The organism is Paenibacillus sedimenti (assembly GCF_014534655.1).
In the GTDB taxonomy this organism is placed as follows: Bacteria; Bacillota; Bacilli; order Paenibacillales; family NBRC-103111; genus Paenibacillus_E; species Paenibacillus_E sedimenti.
The window spans coordinates 13,006-30,990 of sequence record NZ_JACVVD010000011.1; the positions used below are offsets into that span (position 1 = coordinate 13,006).

The 17,985-nt window shown below is 48.0% G+C and carries 18 protein-coding genes; 7 read left to right on the forward strand and 11 right to left on the reverse strand.

The genetic code is table 11. The features are described 5' to 3' along the window. Nucleotides 1-43: 43 nt before the first annotated feature. On the reverse strand, nucleotides 44-625 hold the full coding sequence (locus ICC18_RS24970) for an RNA polymerase sigma factor (protein ID WP_188177181.1): 582 nt from the start codon (nucleotides 623-625) through the stop codon (nucleotides 44-46). Nucleotides 626-733: 108 nt separating this feature from the next. Continuing rightward, a complete protein-coding gene (locus ICC18_RS24975; protein ID WP_188177182.1) occupies nucleotides 734-1,549 on the reverse strand; it encodes an alpha/beta hydrolase family protein in 816 nt (271 codons plus the stop codon). A gap of 93 nt (nucleotides 1,550-1,642) precedes the next feature. On the opposite strand from ICC18_RS24975, the gene ICC18_RS24980 reads away from it, so the two are divergent. Then, the gene (locus ICC18_RS24980; protein ID WP_188177183.1) at nucleotides 1,643-1,897 is read left to right on the forward strand and encodes a DUF2573 family protein; all 255 of its coding nucleotides are present in this window, start codon (nucleotides 1,643-1,645) and stop codon (nucleotides 1,895-1,897) included. A gap of 42 nt (nucleotides 1,898-1,939) precedes the next feature. Here ICC18_RS24980 and ICC18_RS24985 read toward each other — a convergent pair whose 3' ends face one another. Beyond that, nucleotides 1,940-2,716 (reverse strand): SDR family NAD(P)-dependent oxidoreductase, encoded by a 777-nt coding sequence (locus ICC18_RS24985; RefSeq protein ID WP_188177184.1) that lies wholly within the window; start codon nucleotides 2,714-2,716, stop codon nucleotides 1,940-1,942. Between the two features lie 98 nt (nucleotides 2,717-2,814). Next, on the reverse strand, nucleotides 2,815-3,273 hold the full coding sequence (locus ICC18_RS24990; protein WP_188177185.1) for a chemotaxis protein CheX: 459 nt from the start codon (nucleotides 3,271-3,273) through the stop codon (nucleotides 2,815-2,817). A gap of 290 nt (nucleotides 3,274-3,563) precedes the next feature. On the opposite strand from ICC18_RS24990, the gene ICC18_RS24995 reads away from it, so the two are divergent. Together ICC18_RS24995 and ICC18_RS25000 are read left to right on the forward strand one after the other, a co-directional pair. Beyond that, on the forward strand, nucleotides 3,564-5,228 hold the full coding sequence (locus tag ICC18_RS24995; protein WP_188177186.1) for a PAS domain-containing sensor histidine kinase: 1,665 nt from the start codon (nucleotides 3,564-3,566) through the stop codon (nucleotides 5,226-5,228). 15 nt (nucleotides 5,229-5,243) lie between these two features. Beyond that, nucleotides 5,244-6,062, forward strand: coding sequence for a TIGR01457 family HAD-type hydrolase (locus ICC18_RS25000; RefSeq protein WP_188177187.1), 819 nt, complete (start codon nucleotides 5,244-5,246; stop codon nucleotides 6,060-6,062). Here the strand turns inward: ICC18_RS25000 and ICC18_RS25005 are convergent. After that, entirely contained in the window at nucleotides 6,022-6,666 is a 645-nt protein-coding gene (locus ICC18_RS25005; protein ID WP_223192852.1) for a LysE family translocator, read from the reverse strand. The two genes, ICC18_RS25000 and ICC18_RS25005, sit on opposite strands and share 41 nt — an antisense overlap. A gap of 155 nt (nucleotides 6,667-6,821) precedes the next feature. On the opposite strand from ICC18_RS25005, the gene ICC18_RS25010 reads away from it, so the two are divergent. The 3 genes from ICC18_RS25010 to ICC18_RS25020 all read left to right on the forward strand — a co-directional run bounded on the left by ICC18_RS25010 (nucleotide 6,822) and on the right by ICC18_RS25020 (nucleotide 10,136). After that, on the forward strand, nucleotides 6,822-8,264 hold the full coding sequence (locus ICC18_RS25010) for an aminotransferase-like domain-containing protein (RefSeq protein WP_188177188.1): 1,443 nt from the start codon (nucleotides 6,822-6,824) through the stop codon (nucleotides 8,262-8,264). A gap of 152 nt (nucleotides 8,265-8,416) precedes the next feature. Then, entirely contained in the window at nucleotides 8,417-9,319 is a 903-nt protein-coding gene (locus tag ICC18_RS25015) for a LysR family transcriptional regulator (RefSeq protein ID WP_188177189.1), read from the forward strand. Between the two features lie 10 nt (nucleotides 9,320-9,329). Next, the gene (locus tag ICC18_RS25020; RefSeq protein ID WP_188177190.1) at nucleotides 9,330-10,136 is read left to right on the forward strand and encodes a histidinol-phosphatase; all 807 of its coding nucleotides are present in this window, start codon (nucleotides 9,330-9,332) and stop codon (nucleotides 10,134-10,136) included. Between the two features lie 59 nt (nucleotides 10,137-10,195). On the opposite strand, the gene ICC18_RS25025 is transcribed toward ICC18_RS25020, so the two are convergent. The 5 genes from ICC18_RS25025 to modA form a co-directional block, all read right to left on the reverse strand. Beyond that, entirely contained in the window at nucleotides 10,196-12,508 is a 2,313-nt protein-coding gene (locus ICC18_RS25025) for a bifunctional diguanylate cyclase/phosphodiesterase (protein ID WP_188177191.1), read from the reverse strand. 265 nt (nucleotides 12,509-12,773) lie between these two features. Beyond that, nucleotides 12,774-13,322, reverse strand: a complete 549-nt coding sequence (locus tag ICC18_RS25030; protein ID WP_188177192.1) for a DUF3231 family protein — start codon at nucleotides 13,320-13,322, stop codon at nucleotides 12,774-12,776. 190 nt (nucleotides 13,323-13,512) lie between these two features. Then, nucleotides 13,513-14,607, reverse strand: coding sequence for a glycoside hydrolase family 88 protein (locus tag ICC18_RS25035; RefSeq protein ID WP_188177193.1), 1,095 nt, complete (start codon nucleotides 14,605-14,607; stop codon nucleotides 13,513-13,515). A gap of 59 nt (nucleotides 14,608-14,666) precedes the next feature. Next, the gene (gene modB / locus ICC18_RS25040) at nucleotides 14,667-15,332 is read right to left on the reverse strand and encodes a molybdate ABC transporter permease subunit (RefSeq protein WP_188177370.1); all 666 of its coding nucleotides are present in this window, start codon (nucleotides 15,330-15,332) and stop codon (nucleotides 14,667-14,669) included. Between the two features lie 2 nt (nucleotides 15,333-15,334). Continuing rightward, nucleotides 15,335-16,126, reverse strand: a complete 792-nt coding sequence (modA, locus tag ICC18_RS25045) for a molybdate ABC transporter substrate-binding protein (protein WP_188177194.1) — start codon at nucleotides 16,124-16,126, stop codon at nucleotides 15,335-15,337. Nucleotides 16,127-16,279: 153 nt separating this feature from the next. On the opposite strand from modA, the gene ICC18_RS25050 reads away from it, so the two are divergent. Then, entirely contained in the window at nucleotides 16,280-17,233 is a 954-nt protein-coding gene (locus ICC18_RS25050) for a substrate-binding domain-containing protein (protein ID WP_188177195.1), read from the forward strand. Nucleotides 17,234-17,289: 56 nt separating this feature from the next. Here ICC18_RS25050 and deoC read toward each other — a convergent pair whose 3' ends face one another. Further along, a complete protein-coding gene (gene deoC, locus ICC18_RS25055) occupies nucleotides 17,290-17,961 on the reverse strand; it encodes a deoxyribose-phosphate aldolase (RefSeq protein WP_188177196.1) in 672 nt (223 codons plus the stop codon). Nucleotides 17,962-17,985 lie beyond the last annotated feature (24 nt).

The following is a 17,985-nucleotide window of genomic DNA, read 5'->3' on the forward strand; positions in this document are numbered from 1 at the left end:
ACTTCGCTTTTAACCATTTTCTACTTTTCAAGACCTCTCTCTGTCACTCATGCAAAGATCCCCACTCGTCAAGCAGCTTCTGCTTGATTGCTTCGCGCGCCCGAAACAGTCGCTGCCTAATCACACCTTCGGTAACGCCAAGCTCAACGGCCATATCTTTGTAAGATAGATTATGTATCCATTTCATGGCAATAATTTGCCGATAAGAGGGGCTCAGCTGATTGATATATTTTATAATCGCCTCACGCATGAGCTTCAATTCAACTTCTTTTTCGAGCGGTACCAAATGTTCCGCTGCCGGCGCAGCTTCCTTAGATATCAGGACGAACTCGGCTTCTAACTCCTCCCGATTCCGCTTATGCTTGCGAAGATGGTTGAGTGTTACGTTTCGCGTCAGTTTTTTCAGCCAACTTTCATACTTATCTATCTCTTTCAGCATGGGCGCTTTGCCAACCGCTCTTATAAATGATTCTTGAATTATATCTTCTACAGCCGAATGATCTCTCAAAATAAAATAAATCATCGGGTATACAAGTAAATAGAACTCCTGGTAAACTTGCTCTTGTATGTCTTTATCCAACGAATAAAAGTCACTTGTAAAAATCAGCATCAGATACTTCGACATAAAAGCCCCCCACTACAACCGGCCCTAGCCCTCTGTGTTTCCTACTTAATATTAGGGCATTAGTGGTGAGTAAACAATATTATCCATGAAAAAAGTGGAATTCCTTTCCTAACCCATGAGCGCCGATTTATCAGCCAACCATTGGAACATGGCATCCAATGCTTTTTCATCTTCCTTTTTCGGAAAGCGATGATCGAGTCCATCATATAAATCCATTGTATAATCCTTGCCCGCCTTCTCTAAAGCAACAGCCAACTTTCGGGCATGTCCGATATCTACTTGAGTATCCCGGGTGCCATGAATAATATAGATAGGCGAATTCACTTGCTCTGCCCAATGAGCCGGAGATCGCTGGATATAAGCTTCTGCTTGCTTCTTCGGATGTCCGACAACCCGTTTCAGCATCCGTCTCATATCAATCCGCTGCTCATACGTATCGAACATATCACTGACGCCGCTCCATACGACGACAGGACCGACGCCGCTGCATTCTTTGGCCGCAAGCATCGCCATCACGGCTCCCCTGGAGAAGCCGATTAAAGACACAGGTCCCGGCTGTACTTCTTCCAGAGCTTGAACCATCGGAATGGCGTGAAACAAATCGTACCGATCTTCGCCGCCAAAATCTTCACGACCTTCCCCGCCTTCATTTCCGCGATAAAACGGAGCGAATACGACATATCCTCGTTGGGCCATCGATACGATTCTTCGTTTGCGGACCATACCGACACGCCGGATTCCGCCGCGGCAATAGATAACAGCAGGTCTCGGAGCATTTCCTTCGGGGACGGCCAAATAACCCTTCACCCGCAAGCCTTGACTGCCGTAAGTGATCAGATAAAGCGATACTTGCTTGGCGTAGCAGCGAAGCTGCTCCCTTTCCAATAATTGACCGTCTCGAACTTGCGTTGCAGCAATTGACATGAGGACCTCCTAAGCATAGGCTATTTTGACAGTGGTGATTACTTGCGCTAGACTGGTTGTATCCTTTACTATTCCATCCGAAGGGATGATCCTATGAATACAGAATTTGAGAAAGAATTCGATGCGTTGCTCGTTAAAACTGCCGAGCTGATCACGGGCGACACCTCTCCGGAAATGATTGAGAAAATCAAGATTTGGGCACTTTATAACCACATACATAAGTCGCTTCCCGCACTTGCTTCCCACTGGAATCAGACCCATCCGACGGGGAAAACCGAAGTGCGCCGCATTTTTGAAGAAATACGCGATTTGAATCAAGCCTTGAAATCAGACAATCCTAACCCATGAGAAAAAGCGGGATTCCATCTTATGACTGGACCCGCTTTTTTTTCATTTTTTGTTCAATAACTTATAGGCCAATCGGTCAAACGCACGCGGGAACAAGTGAAACAATTTGATGCCCGCAGCAGCTACAATCGGCAGATTTTTTTCGGGAATGTTTTTTTCTACCGCATGTATTAGTTCTTTTGCAACCTTCTCAGGCTTCAGCATGAACCACGAAACGTTTTTCACATAATTACCGCTTGGATCGGCTCTATCAAAGAAAGGGGTCGAGATCGGACCTGGATTAATAGCTGTTACCGCTACGCCTGAGCCCATCAATTCCTGCCGCAAGCTGTTCGTGAACCCAAGCACGGCGTGTTTCGTCGCGGAATAGCCTGTCGACTTGGCAGATCCGATTTTACCAGCCATCGACGCGATGTTGACAATATGACCGCTTCCCGCTTCCAACATGTGAGGAAGTACCGCTTTGGTACAGCGAACCAATCCCAAGTAATTGACATTCATCATTTCTTCGAAATTCGCCAGAGGAGCGTCTACGAATGATTCAAAAATGCCATACCCCGCATTGTTGATAAGTATATCGATTCGCCCAAATCGCCCGATGATCTGCTCTACGACAGCATTTACTTGTCCCGTATCCGTCACATCCAATGGAAACACAGCGTGCTTGCCCTTCAACCCGGCTGCAATTTCTTCTAATTTTGCCGTGCTTCGGGCTGTGAGAACAGGGATGGCCCCCTTGGCGGAAAAATGCTGCGCCATCACAGCCCCAATACCGCTGGATGCCCCTGTAATCAGTACAATTTTACCCGAAATGTTCAACGTGATTTCTCCTTATATTACAAATAAATGCAAAAAATGGAGCTGCCGCTTATCAGCAGCACTCCATCCATAATTCGTTATTTCTTGTGAAACACCTGCTAAGTAATGAGTACTTGAATGTCCAGCTCTCCGATACTATCCATAATTAAAGGAATCGTAAGTGCCTTCTTTGGCACAAAGCCTGCAGCTGTAGCTGACTGAACGAGCTTCGGAGGTGTAATGTCTACACGGACGCCTTGATTAAACAGCATCGTACTTGCGTTACCGCTAATCATATTTCCGAGTTCGGAGATGGCACTCTTACCCAATTCATCCATTTCCGTCACTGTAAAGCCGCCCATCATGGCAGAGACCATCTTCAGTGCGACCTCTTCAGCAAGCCCAAATACGATGTCGCCTTCCATTTGACCGGTCATACCAATTTGAATCCAAATGTACTTTTCCACAAATTTGACGTCTTTAACGCCGAGCTGCCCTGTCGTAGGACGAATGTTAGCGACTTGTTCGATGACGATTCTAGCCGACTCCAAAAAGGGATTAATGTACTCAGCCTTCATGCTCCGATCTCCTTTGTGAATAAAATCCGCAGAAAAACGACCTTTTACAACATTATACCTAAATATCTGGGACAAGTATACTGCATTTTTTTTGGATTTATAGTACGAACTGCTCACATATGCATCTTAATCATGTTCCCGGAACTATAACGGCGCTGAGTTATGTAACACATGGGAAATTCTTCCTATAAGACAGGATTCAAACTAGTACTAGACAAATATATAATTTTCTGTCGAATACTGGTACAATTATGGTAGAAAATGACTTAAAGGGGCTTTGAAAGTCGATCATGTCCAAACATACCACAAACGATCAACGCATGACTATATTTCAAAATGCGCTAGTTTATCATATTTTTGCTTTTCTTTTACTGCTAGTAGATGCTTTGGTCCTGCATCGCATCGAATTTTTGCAAAATTTGAAGTATGCGGGAATCACAATCGACATCCTTGTCATTTGCATCATTCTGGTGCTTACTTTCTATAGCATGAAACAGATCAAAGAGCGTGAAGCGAAGATGATAGAAAGCATGGAACGCTATAAATCCTTGTATGACAACCATCCGGATTCGATTATTTCCTTCAGCCTGGACGGTGAGGTGATCTCCTCCAATCACGGTCTGGAAAGCCTGCTCGGTCTAAGTCAGGACGCCTCTCAGTTAACTTCATTCATTCCCATGATTAATCCGCCGGATTTACTCAAGGCCTTGCATCATTTTCAAGTAGCTTCTGCCGGGATACCGCAGCACTTTGAAGCGGCTTTCGTTCACCGGAAAGGTTTTCCCGTCCAGTCAAATGTAACTTTCGTTCCGACTATGGTCGACGGCAACATCGTGGGCGTTTACGCCATTTTGAAAGATTTAACCGAAGTCAACGAGCAGAAGAAGGAAATCGATAAGCTTCATAAGCAAAATCAGCTTATTCTCAACTCCGTGTCGGAAGGCATTTATGGCATTGATATGACCGGTAGAACGATTTTTTGGAATAAAGCAGCCGAGATGATGACCGGGTGGAAAGTGGATGAAATGCTGGGCAGACAAATCCACAACCTCATCCGACCGGAAAAAAGCGACGGGACATTATACTCAAGGGAAGAAAGCCCTATATTGAATACCGTCTTGAACCGGGAAGTTACGATTATCAAAGAGGATATATTCTGGAGAAAAGACGGAACGTACTTTCCCGTGGAATATATGTGCAGTCCAATGTTGGAGGACAAAGGGCAGCTGCTGGGTACTGTTATCACCTTTGTCGATATTACCGAGCAGAAGAAGACGCAGGAGCTTCTCATTAAATCGGATAAGCTTTCGGCTGTCGGTCAGCTGGCGGCTGGCGTTGCGCATGAGATTCGCAATCCGTTGACTGCATTGAAAGGGTTTCTGCAGCTGCTTAAGACGAACAGTCCCAAAGAACAATATTATATAGAAATTATGAAAAATGAACTGCAGCGAATTGAATTTATTGTAAATGAATTTTTGTTTGTATCCAAGCCGCAGGCCATTCTTTTTGAGCCTCGCAAGCTGGACACGATTATGATGAGCACGATAGAACTGCTGCAACCGCAGGCGCTGCTCGGCAACATTGAGATCGAAGCCGAGATCGAAGCCGAGCTTCCGCTTGTGTCCTGCGATGAGCATCAGCTTAAGCAGGTGTTCATTAATATTCTGAAAAATGCGCTGGAGTCCATGAGCTTAGGCGGAAAGATGCGCATTCAGGCATTCCCTGCCGAACATGGCAAAAACTTGATGATCCGTTTCATCGATCAGGGCTGCGGTATCGCCCCCGAACGGCTTCCGAAGCTGGGAGAGCCCTTCTACAGCACGAAGGAAAAAGGAACCGGTCTCGGTCTCATGGTCTGCTACCGTATTATCGAAGCCCATGGAGGCACAATGAAAATTCGCAGCAAGCTGGGAGAAGGCACGACGGTGGAAATTTCGCTGCCTTCCATGCAGTAGGAACGAAAGGAATATATGAATATGAAAAATGGATTCCTCATCGATTTGGATGGAACGTTGTACCGGGGTCGCAAGCCCATTCCCCATGCTGCGGCTTTCATCCGCATGCTGAATGAAAAAGGCTTGCCGTACTTGCTCGTGACGAACAATTCGTCACGAACGCCTGAGCAAGTCGCCGGGCATATGCGAGAACTCGGCATCGAGGTCCTTGCTGCAGCCGTCTATACATCATCCCAAGCGGCTGCACAGTACATGGCTGAGCAGCGGCAAGGGAACCGCGTGCATATGATCGGCGAAGCCGGATTGCAAATAGCCTTGGAGGCGGCCGGCTTCCTCTTGAACGAGGGGACGCCGGACTACGTCGTCCAAGGCATTGACCGCAGCTTCTCCTACGCGAAGCTGACGGAAGCGGTCCGCCGCCTGCAAAACGGCGCGACCTATGTATTAACCAATCCCGACCGCATGCTGCCGTCGGATGGAGGACTCATGCCAGGGGCGGGCTCCCTGGCAGCAGCTATCACCGCCGCCTCCGGCGTGGAGCCGGTGGTGATCGGCAAACCGTCGCCGATCATTATGGCTTACGCCATCGGGCGGCTCGGTCTGCCCGCCGCCGATGTCTGGGTCATCGGCGACAATGCGGCTACGGACATCCGCGGAGGCGTGATGGCCGGGTGTCGTACCGCGCTCGTGCTCACGGGCGTCGCCACGCCGGCGAATGCGCACGAGCAGCTGGCGTTGGCGGGCGTGACGCCGGATTTGATCTGCGAAGATCTGCAGGACTTCGTTAAGCAGCTTAAGCTGAATGATGGAGCAGGTTTTGCCAGCCGTCCATAAAGATTTTTACCGTCAGCGCCAAGAATAACACCGCTGAGACCAGCGACATGATTCGGACGAATCGTGCGCTGGACCATTTGCGGGATACGCCGGAGACTAGTGCAATAAATCCGGACCAGATCACGCTGGCCGCAAAAAAACCGGCGATAAACACCAGGGTCGTCTTCAAGTCATGCGTACCGAAGCTGGCGATAATCGGCCCCGCCACAACCGCGAACCAAAGAATGACCGTGGGGGAGGATAAGGTTAAGCCAAGCCCCCACCAAAATTGCTTACTCTCCCTCGTCACTGCCCCTGAAAGCTGCAGCTCATTTTGCCGGCTGAGCGATTTGCGCAGCATCTGAATCGTCATCCACGCAAGCACCAACGTACCGACAATCCATAGTACCCACCGAATGACTGGGATTTGAAATATAACCGTAACTCCCAGCAGAGCTAGTACCAAATAAGTCAAGTCTCCAAAGCAGGATCCAAATCCTAGCTGGAATGAACTTTTGAAGCCTTTTTCGATCCCCGTCTTAATCATGGCCACATTCACAAGCCCTAGATCGCAGCAGAGCGATAATGAAAATACAAATCCTTTGATAAAAGCGGATAACAGCAATGCAGGTGCCCCTTTCTATATGTACAATCACTTGTCCTTGCTTTCAGATTAATCGAATTGGCCGCTATCGTCAGGAGCCAATTGGCAGTTGATTTCGCAGGCCAATTCAACGAAGATAAGAGTAAAAGCGATCATATAAAGGGTTGAAAGCTACTATGCAAATTGAAATCAATCGAAATCGGGAGAACAAAGAATCGATCCCCATGCAAATTACCAGGCAAATCGAAGCAATGATTGTAGACGGTACTTTAGCTCCAGGCAGCCAGCTTCCTACTGAGCGGTTTCTGGCTTCGTTGCTTGGCGTTCACCGCAGTACCGTAACCAAGTCATTTGAAGAGCTGCGTGCAGTCGGATTAGTTCAATCGGCGCAAGGCCGTGGAACCTACGTTAGCGACAGCTTATGGAATTTATCGTCCTCGAAATTCTCTGAATGGCGTAGTTATATGGCATCAGGACTTTTCCGTCCGACTCAAAGCCTGCTCCGCAAAGTGCGCGAGCTTACGATGGATCCTGTCTATTTGAACCTGGCGGATGGCGAGATGTCTCCTGATCTGCTTCCTGCAGACATGGTGGCGGATATGCTCAAGAGAAGCAATCGCCCCTTGCCCTTGCATTACCCGGACGCCAAGGGTGAGCTCTCTCTGCGTCAAGCCCTCTCGGCACACCTGCTCCGCACTTCCAGTATCACCTGCAAGCCGGAGCACATCTTGATTACTTCGGGCGCTCAGCAGGCGCTCCATTTGATCGCTCAGTGTCTCTTAAGCCCTGGCGATAGTATTGCGATTGAGGGCCCGTCCTACCATTATTCGCTTCCGCTTTTCGGAGCATCCGGCATTCGCTTACTTCGCATACCTGTCGATGGGCATGGCCTCTTGCCTGACGAGCTGCTCTCCCTGCACAAAATGCACCGCATCAAAATGGTCATCACGATGCCGACCTACCAGAATCCCACTGGTACCGTGCTGCCCTTAGAGAGACGGCAGCGCTTAATCGAAATTTGTGAAGCGTATCGCATTCCGATCGTAGAAGATCAAACGTTCGGCTCGATTACGCTCGCCGGTGAATCTGATCCGCCCCTCCCGCTGCTCGCACTCAGCGGTGCGAAGGAGTCGATCCTCCATATCGGCAGCATGTCGAAGACGACGGCGCCGGGTCTCCGGCTCGGCTGGATGGTCGGACCGAGTTCAGTCATTGACCGACTTGCGGATGCCAAGCAGCAGATGGATTTCGGAACGAGTCCGCTTCTGCAGCATCTGGTCGAAACTTTCATCACTTCATCGGCATGGGCGCAGCAGCGCGATAAAGTTCTGCAAGGCCTCACTATAAAGCGAGATTACATGCTGGAGTCCATGAAAAAGCATCTCACCGGCAAAGCAGAATGGGAGAAGCCGGAGGGCGGCTACCACATTTGGTGCAAGCTGCATGAGCCCATCACAGAAACCGAGCTGCTTGAACGCGGCATCCGGCAAGGGGTTCTGTTCGTCCCGGGCGGCGTTTACGGCGCGGATAAAGGTTATGTACGATTGTCCTATGCCCGGGCAAACCGGCAGGAAATCGAAGCTGGCATCGCCAAGTTCGCCAGCATCCTGGAGCCATAGCAAGCAAAAAACGAAAGAAATTTACTATCGTTATTTGCCGACGGCCAATCATATATCATATAATGAGGTTAGAAAAGGTTTTTATGTCCTTTACAATTTCGATAAATTTTATTTGTATGCATCTTACATAAATGAAAGCAGGAGGTGCGCTCATGAATATGAACCAGTTGGAGACGCTGCTCACAATCTCGAAAACGATGAGCTTTCGCAAAGCTGGGGAGATTCTTAACTTGACCCAACCTGCCGTTTCCGCACAAATCAAAAGCTTGGAAGACGAATTCGGCACGATTTTGATTGACCGTAATCAACCTGTCACCCTGACGGACAGCGGAAAGTTGTTTCTTGAGCATGCAGAGAAAATGCTGCGCATCGCCAGCGATTTGAAGCAGCGGCTAGCCGATTTACACCAAACGCCACAAGGACACATTCATATCGGAACAACTACATCCATTGCTATGCAGATTTTGCCGCGGGTCCTCTCTTATTTTCAAGATCAATTCCCGTTGATCAAAACAACTATTCATTCCATGACCTCTTCGCAAATTATGAACAGCGTGGAGAACGGTCAGATTGATATCGGCATTACCTATTTATTCGAAAAAAACCAAGCGTTGGAGACATCCGTACTCTACTATGACACCTTTGAACTCATTGTGTCTTCCCAGCATCCGCTCAGCCGATTTTCTCATCTGTCTGTCGAGAAGCTTCGCAACATCCCTTTCATCATGCTCTCTCCGGAAACTGCCGGAAGGCGTTTCGTCGATCAGATTTTCACCACTTACGAAGTGTCGCCGCATATCGTGATGGAGCTTTCGAGCAGCGAGGAAGTGAAGCGTATGGTTGAGCTGAATCTCGGTGTGGCTATCATCTCCAAGCTTTCCGTTGCCGACGAGCTTCGCCATGGCACGTTAAAAATGTTAAAAGTGAGTGAATTGGATATAACCCACCCAGTAGGTGTAGTATATAAGTCAGGACGATACTTGAATTCCGCCATGCAGCAATTTCTAAGAGATTTGAAAGGCATGCCGGAAACCCAATTTCTCGGTTCGGAATAAGGAGGCCCCTATGAAATTCGATCTACATACCCATCATGACCGCTGCGGACACGCGCAGGGCAAGATTCGCGATTATATTGAAGCGGCTATTGCCGGTGGTTTGAGCGTCATCGGTATCGCGGACCACTCGCCTTATTTCGGAAGCACCGAGGATCAGGCACAGCCCCAGATTGCAATGGCCAAAAGCGAATTTCCTCGTTATATTGAGGAAGTATTGCAGCTCAAACAAGAATATAAAGGCAAAATCGACGTTCTTCTCGGAGTGGAATCGGACTTTTTTCCTGAGCACGCCGAAATCTACCGTGAAGAGTATAAGAAGTATCCGTTCGATTACATCATCGGCTCCGTTCATTTATCCGGAGGCGTCAGCATCTTCAATCGCAACCGCTGGAAGAAACTGAACGACGCTCAAAAAGTTGAACATAAAGAGGAGTACTACCGCTTAATTGCAGAATCCGCTCGCGCGGGCATGTTCCACATTCTTGGACACATTGATGCCATGAAAGGGTTCTATCCTGAATTCTCGAACATCTCCACACCAAAAGTGAACGATACATTGAAAGTAATCGGCGAATGCGGCGTAGCTATTGAAATTAATACTTCCGGCAATACCAAAGACGTAGGCGGCTGGTACCCCTCCGATGAGATCCTTGAGCGGGCGCTGCATTACGGTGTAGAAGTCACCTTCGGTTCCGACGCTCATATTCCTAGCCGTGTCGGTGACGAGTGGAATGAAGTCAGCGCGAAGCTGAAGGAAATCGGCTTCAAGCACTGGGTTTATTTTAAAAACCAACAAAAACAAGTCGTCCCTTTATAATGGGAACAAAAAATCTCCTGCGCTTATTTAAGCTAGGAGATTTTATTTGTTTACCTAAATTATTCTTCCTCACCAGCCGCAGCCACTTCCATGAAAACCAGCTTAGGCCGTAAACTTTGCTTCAGCACCACCATGACCTGCTCAGCAGACATCGGCCGGAAGAAGTAATAGCCTTGAATCTGTCGGCATCCATTCTCAACGAGGAAACTGGCTTGCTCTTCCGTCTCCACCCCTTCTGCAATAATTTCCAATTGGAAGGAATTAGCCACGGAAATAATCGCTTTAATCATAGCACGATCCTTGTCATCCGACTGGACGCCTCGGACAAAGGACTGATCCAGCTTGATTTTGGTAACCGGAAACCGCTTCAGGTAGCTTAGCGAGGAGTAGTGCGTGCCGAAGTCGTCGACGGAGATCGCAATGCCCATGTGACGAAGATGACGAAGCGCATCCAATTGCTCGTCCTTCATCGCCACATTTTCCGTAATCTCCATCTCCAGATATTTGGCCTCTAAGCCTGTCTCCTCCAGGATGTGACATACTTTATCGACAAACCGCTCATCATGCAGCTGCCGTACCGAAAGGTTGACTGAAATGGCTAAAGGCTGCTCCAGCATATGATGCCACGCCTTCATCTGACTGCAGGCTCTGCGTAAAATCCATTCGCCGATCGGCACAATCAAGCCCATCTCCTCGGCCAAAGGAATGAATACGGCTGGCGAGATGTAACCCTTGGTCGTATGCTTCCACCTGAGCAGAGCCTCCACGCCGATGATCTTGCCCTGCATGCAATCCACTTGAGGCTGGTAAACGATTTCCAGTTCATTGCGATCCATCGCTTGCCGCAGATGGTTGCCCATCTCGAGCTTCGTTAAAGAGCTGGTTTCCATTTGCAGTGTGAAGAATGTATACGAGCTGCCGCTTTCTTTTTTCGCTATGTACATGGCGATATCCGCATTCTTGAGCAGCATATCCCACGTGGTGCCGCTTTGCGGGTACTGCGCAATACCGATGCTGATGCTGACAAAGAAGGAGCGGTTAGCGATGGTGCAAGGTACCTTGAAAAGGTCCAACAATCGCTCACACAAACTCTGGATATCCTGTTCGTACGAACAATCCGTCAGCAGCATCGCAAACTCATCGCCGCCGAACCGGGCAAACGTTTGATACGATAATTCGGCTTGCCGTATGCGGTTCACGACTTCCTGCAGCAGCATGTCTCCCATATGATGTCCATGCGAATCATTGACCATTTTGAAATTGTCCATATCAAAAAACAGTACGGCCAGCGTTGAGCTCCGATCGCGATGACGTTCAATCTGTTCCTTCAGCAGCGTTTGAAAATGTGCGCGGTTGTAGATGCCTGTCAACATATCATGATAGGCCATATAGGACAGCATCTGCTCTGATTCCTGCAACCGCCTCGTATACTGCTGCAGCTCATGCTCACCGGCTTTAAGTTCTTCATTCACTGCGGTCAGGTCCTCATTGGCCTCAAGCAGCTCTTGCGTACGTTCTTGAACTATACGGCTTAACTGATTTCGCTGTCTTACGATATAGATATAGAAAATATGTCCAAGCAGCAGTACCAAAATATAAGCACAGCGTATAAGTTGAATCTGTTCCTTCACGCTTTGGATCGAGCTGCTTTGCGGGAGAGCTGCCAATTCCCATATTTTCCCGTAAAATTCAATCGTAGCGTACATCGGCTTCATTTGAAAAATTTGATCATCGCCATAAAAAGCCGGCTCTCCCGGATTGCGAATCGCAACCTGCAGCGCTCTGTTGTCCTTGCCTGCAACTCCCGATTCCAGCAAGAGTTTATCCTTATCCAATCCAACCGAGACGAATCCCCAGAAGTTGCCGTTTTGATAAATTGGCTTCCGGGCGACCAAACCGTTATTGCCTTGCAGCAATTTAAACGGGCCGTCAACGGTCATTTTTTTCGTTTGCAACCCCCGCTGTATTTGTTCTTGTAAATTAGCCCGAGGATCATTCAACAAATCCCAATTCACAATACTCTCATTGCCTTGGAGCGGATATACATACTTCACGATGCCTTTGGGCACAATGAGCAAATTAAAAGCGGAGCTTTGAACGCCATTATATAAAGATTCCATGTAATCCATGACCTCTCGATCATTCTTGCCTTCGAGATAGCCCGAAGTGACGTAAGCCTCCAAGCTTGCCATGAGATTGAAGTTTCGGTCAACAGCCGATTTCAAAGCAAGGGCACGTGATGATAATTGAGATTCTTCAGAGAGCTTCAGTTCTTGAAGCAATGTATTCTCATAATTTTTGAGTACAACCTCTACGGAAGATACCAAAATGACAAATATTAGAGCTATTAGGGTGTAGTTAATTTTTCTCATACTGTCGGCTCCCTGCCAAAATCAATCTGTCTTCTGTTATTTCATGTTGTGGATAGAAAAATCCTCTGTTTTAAGACATAAAAATAAAAAAAGGATCTGCTCTATTATTTCATTCCTAGTCCCAAAGTTGCAATATATTTATTCATCACTTCTAATATATAGTCAAAAAGACCTGTGCAGTTCAATACATACCTAGAAACGCTATTCGCTACCAGAAAAAGAGACCTAGCCGACGTGGCCAGATCTCCTGCTTTTTTCAGAAATTCTATTGTTTCGGCAATCCGTTAGGAACATAATAGGGAGGAATTTTGATCCATCCACGTCTGCGCATCAATGTCTTTAATGCAGCTCCAAATTTCAATTTATCTGCTTGAAACTTAGCAAACATCATTCCCACATCATTACGCACAGACTCCACTGCGCCGGTTGCACACATCATATAATTCGCAACAACCTTAACCGATAGTGCATTGGCGATTTCATCATCGGTAAGCTTAACTCCTAAAGGTACAGAACCCGGTTCTGATACGGGTTTCTTTTCAGAAACCGGGGGTAACGGAACACCTTCCTGTAACATGAATTCTTTTAATTTATTCGCCTGTGCTGTTGCTAATTCCATAGAAGCATTCAGAGCTTCTAAGAGTTCGTTATCTGTTGTTGTATTTAGTCCAATTTGTACACTCGCTTTTTCTTCTTCGAGCATGGTCAGGTATGTCCAACATGTCATAACCTCTCCAACATGTAAAGGGGGTTTGGGTTCATCATCGATTAAAGATTTGATTACATCAATCGCCGCTTCGACGAAGCTTGTCATTTAACCGCCACTTTCGTTTTTGCTTAGTATTTAAATATTGCCTTTCAATTATGCGCCGGATAAAAAAAGGGACCCAGCCGACGGGGCTGGGTCCAAATTCTATATTAAAAAAGGGGGTCTTGTTTATTATAATAGCCCAGTAATGTTATGGGACGAAAACGGGAATGTTCCAATTGTGTTACAAAGTAGATTAAAATATACGATTCTTCCAGTTCATCAACTTCGCCGCAGTTTCAACGTAGAAATAGTCTCCGTATATGAGTCCGACGTTAACGTTCTGCTCAGCCGGCTTATTCCCTGTTCCTTCACGCAATATGGACTCTCGCGAATGATCCAGTACGGCATAGCGCTCTGTTAATGCTTCCATGATACGCAAAGCTTGGTTACGATAAAGGTGCGCTTCTTCGCCCGGAACCAGGTCGGCGATTTCGATAAGACCCGAAGCCGCGCAGGATGCAGCGGATGTGTCTTTGAGCTGCAAATCCGCGTCTCCGGTTCGGAAATCCCAAAGCGGGATTGGATCGACCGCCGTTTGCGCCATAAAGTAATGGGCGACCCGCTTCGCAGCATCCAAATACCGCTGCTCCCGCGTATAGCGATAGACGTTAGCCATCCCATGAAACGCCCACGCCTGTCCTCTGCTCCATGCGGAGGTAGGAGAATATCCTTGGCCGCCAAGCGATTCCAGGAAAGCGCCTGTATCCGGGTCAAAGCTGACGATATGGCGGACCGACCCGTCATTGCGTATAAAATACTCCAGAACTGTGTCCGCATGAGCCATAGCCGCCTGCTTGAATCGGGAATCGGCTATTTCTTCGGCTGCCCATAAGAGCAGCGACAGGTTCATGCTGGAATCGATGATGGCCCAGCCATGTTTCTCCTGATTCCATGCTCGCAGGAAGCGACCCGCCAGATTAAAGCGTCCTGCCAGGAAATTCGCTGCCTGCAGCCCTCTCCTGCGACCGTCCTTGTCTCCCGTCATCCTATATTTCGCCACCGCAGTGGGAAGAAACTGAAAACCAACGTCATGATGAAAATTATTTTCCTGCAAGAAGCAAGCTTCTATTTTGGAATCCCATTCCCAAGCGTGCCGGCTATACTTCTCATCTTTGGTCATATCATACATAATCCAGAGAATCCCCGGCCAAAAACCTGATGTCCACCAATCCAACCGGAAATCATCATACACGCCTTCTTTGTCTACATGTGGAGATTTGGAACCGATTCGTTCGATCATGGTATCGACTTTTTTTTGCAACAATGGCCAAAAGGTTGTCATATCCATTCCTATTCACTCCTCGACGTTGTTTCATTAATATTGACTTGTCATTTTCTATGATATCGCTATTTCTTTGGACTTACGATGAACAACAGGATGAACGAGATCATCACGATGGAGACTGTCCAGCACCAGGCAAGCGTCTGATTGCCGGCTTCAACCGCTATATAGATGGCTGTGGGCAACGTCTGCGTTTGATGCGGTATGTTTCCCGCAATCATTAGTGTTGCGCCGAACTCACCCAGTCCCCGGGCAAAACCAAGCACATATGCGGTGAGGACAGACCGCCACGCCAAGGGTAAAGTAATGAGCCTCAACACCTGCCACTCGTTTGCTCCCATCGATCGGGCTGCATCCTCGAGGTCCCGGCTGACCGAAGCAAAGCCTGTTTTCATCGTTTGATAGACTAGAGGAAAGGCAACTACAACCGAAGCGATGACGGCAGCCCCCCATGTGAAAATAATCGGTTGATCGAACAACTTCTCCATCAAGATGCCAACCCAGCTTTTTTTACCCAGCAGCATAAGCAAAATAAATCCAACGACAGTTGGAGGCAATACAAGGGGCAGGAGCAGCAGGGTCTCCACCAGAGTTTTCCCTTTGAAACTGCGCCGAGACATCCGCCAAGCCATTAAAGCACCCAGGAGCAGCACCAAAATACTAGAGACGACTGCAACTTTAATGGATAGAAGAATTGGCGATGCAAATTCTGTCCAATTGATTGATGCCATCATCATTTAGGTATGGAGAAGCCGAACTTCATAAAAATATCCTGGGCGTCTTTCGTTTGCAGGTATGCGTAAAAATCCGCTGCTTCTTTGTTATGTTTGGTCGCTTTTACAATGCCGGCCGGATAGGCAATCGGTGCATACGTTTTCGGATCGACGCTAAAGGCTACTTTTACTTTTTTCGAAGATAATGCGTCCGTTTTATATACAAATCCCGCTTCCGCGTTGCCGGATTCCACATAAGTAAGCACTTGGCGAACATCTTTGGCTTGTACGATCCGATCCTGCAACGGCTCCCACAGCTTCGCATTCGCCAACGCTTCCTTCGCATAGCCTCCGGCCGGCACCGTTTGCGGCTCGCCAATGGCTAGGTGTTTCATGTCCGCACTCGATAGATCGCTCATCTGCCCGATGGCAGCTTCGCCATCAGCAGGCACGACGACAACCAATTCATTGAGCAGCAGGTTAATCTGCCGGGAGCTGTCGATGAGTTGTTTATCGACCAAGACCTTCATATTTTTTGCAGCCGCCGAGATGAACACATCGGAAGGCGCTCCTTGCTCAATTTGCTGCTGCAGCGCACCTGATGCACCGAAGTTGAAATTGAGCTTAATGTTCTTGTTTTTGCTTTCATATGCGGTTTGAATTTCTTTACATGCATCGGTTAAGCTCGCAGCTGCGGAGATGGTAAGCTCTACCTTTTCTGCGGGCGTTTGAGCGCAGCCTACTATGAAAGTCAGAATCATTGTTAGAAGAAGTAAAGTAAAATGGCTTTTAATGAACTTATACACAATCATTCCTCCACGGTTTGTTTTAGCTATATTTAGATATAATTAGATATAAATAATATGAAATCATTATACTGAATCATGCCAGCCTAGTAAACAAATTAGATTGAAATAAACGAAATCACAGCATATGATACATATAAACCAACTTTGGAGGATAAAATGACATCCGACATTTCCTATACAACCGAAGAAATTGCCAAACTGCTTAAAATATCGAAACTAACCGTTTACGATCTAATCAAAAAAGGGGATCTTCCCGCCTATCGTGTAGGCAAGCAGATGCGTGTCGATGCATCGGATCTTGAGGCTTACAAAACGAGGGCTAAAAGCGGTCACCCCGCTGTTCAAAAAACGGAAGTCACCGAACAGCCGCCCCGGATGGAGTCCCCACTCCTCTCCTCATCAAACCGCTCTCTGGTTATTACCGGACAGGACTTCAGCCTGGACATTCTGGCGGGGCATATCGAAAAAAGAGTGCCTGGCTATAGGCCGCTCCGTTCTTATGTCGGGAGTCTGGACAGCCTCATCTCCATGTACAAAGGCGAATCGGACATTGTCAGTACGCACCTGCTGGATGGCGATACCGGCGAGTACAATCTGCCCTATATCCGCAAGCTGCTTGTCGGTTCTTCCTATATCGTCGTGAACCTTATCTCGCGTACAGCCGGCTTGTATGTGCAGCGCGGAAACCCGAAGCAGCTTAGCGGCTGGTCCGATTTCAAGCAGCCGGGGCTTCGCATCGCCAATCGTGAGAAAGGCTCGGGCGCGCGCGTCCTGCTGGACGAGCAGCTTCGCCTTCACGGGATAGCGCCTCAGGGGATCGGCGGCTATGAGGACGAGGAGACGAATCACATGAGCGTCGCCGGCAAGGTTGCTTCCGGGGAAGCCGACGTCGGCGTCGGTATCGAAAAAGCCGCCAATCTGGTCGGCGGCATAGATTTTATACCTTTAATCCAAGAACGTTACGATCTTGTGATGCTCCGGAAACCTGAGAATCGCGAGTGGATCGATCAGGTTAAGCACATTTTGCAATCGGAAGCCTTTCAAGGCGAGCTGCGGTTCATTCAGGGATATGATTTATCCAAAACAGGCCGTGTGCTGTTCGAAACTTAAAGCATACAAAAAAAGGAACAGGCCCGAATCGAAATTCGCCTGTTCCATTCATGTATTTAGTACCCCTCGCCCTTGCCGCCGGTTACAATGGCAATGCTGGAGCTTGCACCGATGCGAGTCGCTCCTGCGGCTACGATTTTACGCGCCGTCTCCAGATCTCTGACTCCGCCTGACGCTTTTACGCCCATTTCATGGCCGACCGTTTTTCTCATCAAAGCAATGTCTTCCACAGTCGCTCCGCCATGTCCGAAGCCTGTTGAGGTTTTGACAAAATCCGCTCCTGCTTGCTTACAGATCGTGCAAGCCTTCACTTTTTCTTCATCAGTTAATAGTCCCGTTTCGAGAATAACCTTGACGACAGCCTGCCCATTGCTGGCTTGCACGACGCCTTCGACATCTTTTTGCACCGTGTTCAGATCGCCTGATTTCAGTGCGCCGATATTGAGGACCATGTCAATCTCCGTCGCGCCGTTCGCGATCGCGTCGCGCGCTTCAGCCATTTTGGCAAACGTCGTTGTCGCTCCCAAAGGGAAACCGATCACCGTCGTAATACCAACGTTTGAACCAGCTAGTTCTCTGGCAGCAAGCGGAACCCAGGAAGGGTTCACGCATACTGTTGCAAATCCGTACTGCTTAGCTTCGCCGCAAATTTTAACGATTTCATTTTTGGTTGCTTCCGGTTTCAATAATGTATGATCAATAATCTGTGCGATATCTTTGTTTTCCATGGGTTCTCGTTCTCCTTTATTTAC

What these genes read in the sequence shown, in the direction of transcription:
- ICC18_RS24970 (WP_188177181.1), bottom strand. Translation starts at nt 625, where the DNA reads ATGTCGAAGTATCTGATGCTGATTTTTACAAGTGACTTTTATTCGTTG.
- ICC18_RS24975 (WP_188177182.1), bottom strand. Translation starts at nt 1,549, where the DNA reads ATGTCAATTGCTGCAACGCAAGTTCGAGACGGTCAATTATTGGAAAGG.
- ICC18_RS24980 (WP_188177183.1), top strand. Translation starts at nt 1,643, where the DNA reads ATGAATACAGAATTTGAGAAAGAATTCGATGCGTTGCTCGTTAAAACT.
- ICC18_RS24990 (WP_188177185.1), bottom strand. Translation starts at nt 3,273, where the DNA reads ATGAAGGCTGAGTACATTAATCCCTTTTTGGAGTCGGCTAGAATCGTC.
- ICC18_RS24995 (WP_188177186.1), top strand. Translation starts at nt 3,564, where the DNA reads ATGTCCAAACATACCACAAACGATCAACGCATGACTATATTTCAAAAT.
- ICC18_RS25000 (WP_188177187.1), top strand. Translation starts at nt 5,244, where the DNA reads ATGAATATGAAAAATGGATTCCTCATCGATTTGGATGGAACGTTGTAC.
- ICC18_RS25010 (WP_188177188.1), top strand. Translation starts at nt 6,822, where the DNA reads ATGCAAATTGAAATCAATCGAAATCGGGAGAACAAAGAATCGATCCCC.
- ICC18_RS25015 (WP_188177189.1), top strand. Translation starts at nt 8,417, where the DNA reads ATGAATATGAACCAGTTGGAGACGCTGCTCACAATCTCGAAAACGATG.
- ICC18_RS25020 (WP_188177190.1), top strand. Translation starts at nt 9,330, where the DNA reads ATGAAATTCGATCTACATACCCATCATGACCGCTGCGGACACGCGCAG.
- ICC18_RS25025 (WP_188177191.1), bottom strand. Translation starts at nt 12,508, where the DNA reads ATGAGAAAAATTAACTACACCCTAATAGCTCTAATATTTGTCATTTTG.
- ICC18_RS25030 (WP_188177192.1), bottom strand. Translation starts at nt 13,322, where the DNA reads ATGACAAGCTTCGTCGAAGCGGCGATTGATGTAATCAAATCTTTAATC.
- ICC18_RS25035 (WP_188177193.1), bottom strand. Translation starts at nt 14,607, where the DNA reads ATGGATATGACAACCTTTTGGCCATTGTTGCAAAAAAAAGTCGATACC.
- modB (WP_188177370.1), bottom strand. Translation starts at nt 15,332, where the DNA reads ATGGCATCAATCAATTGGACAGAATTTGCATCGCCAATTCTTCTATCC.
- modA (WP_188177194.1), bottom strand. Translation starts at nt 16,126, where the DNA reads ATGATTGTGTATAAGTTCATTAAAAGCCATTTTACTTTACTTCTTCTA.
- ICC18_RS25050 (WP_188177195.1), top strand. Translation starts at nt 16,280, where the DNA reads ATGACATCCGACATTTCCTATACAACCGAAGAAATTGCCAAACTGCTT.
- deoC (WP_188177196.1), bottom strand. Translation starts at nt 17,961, where the DNA reads ATGGAAAACAAAGATATCGCACAGATTATTGATCATACATTATTGAAA.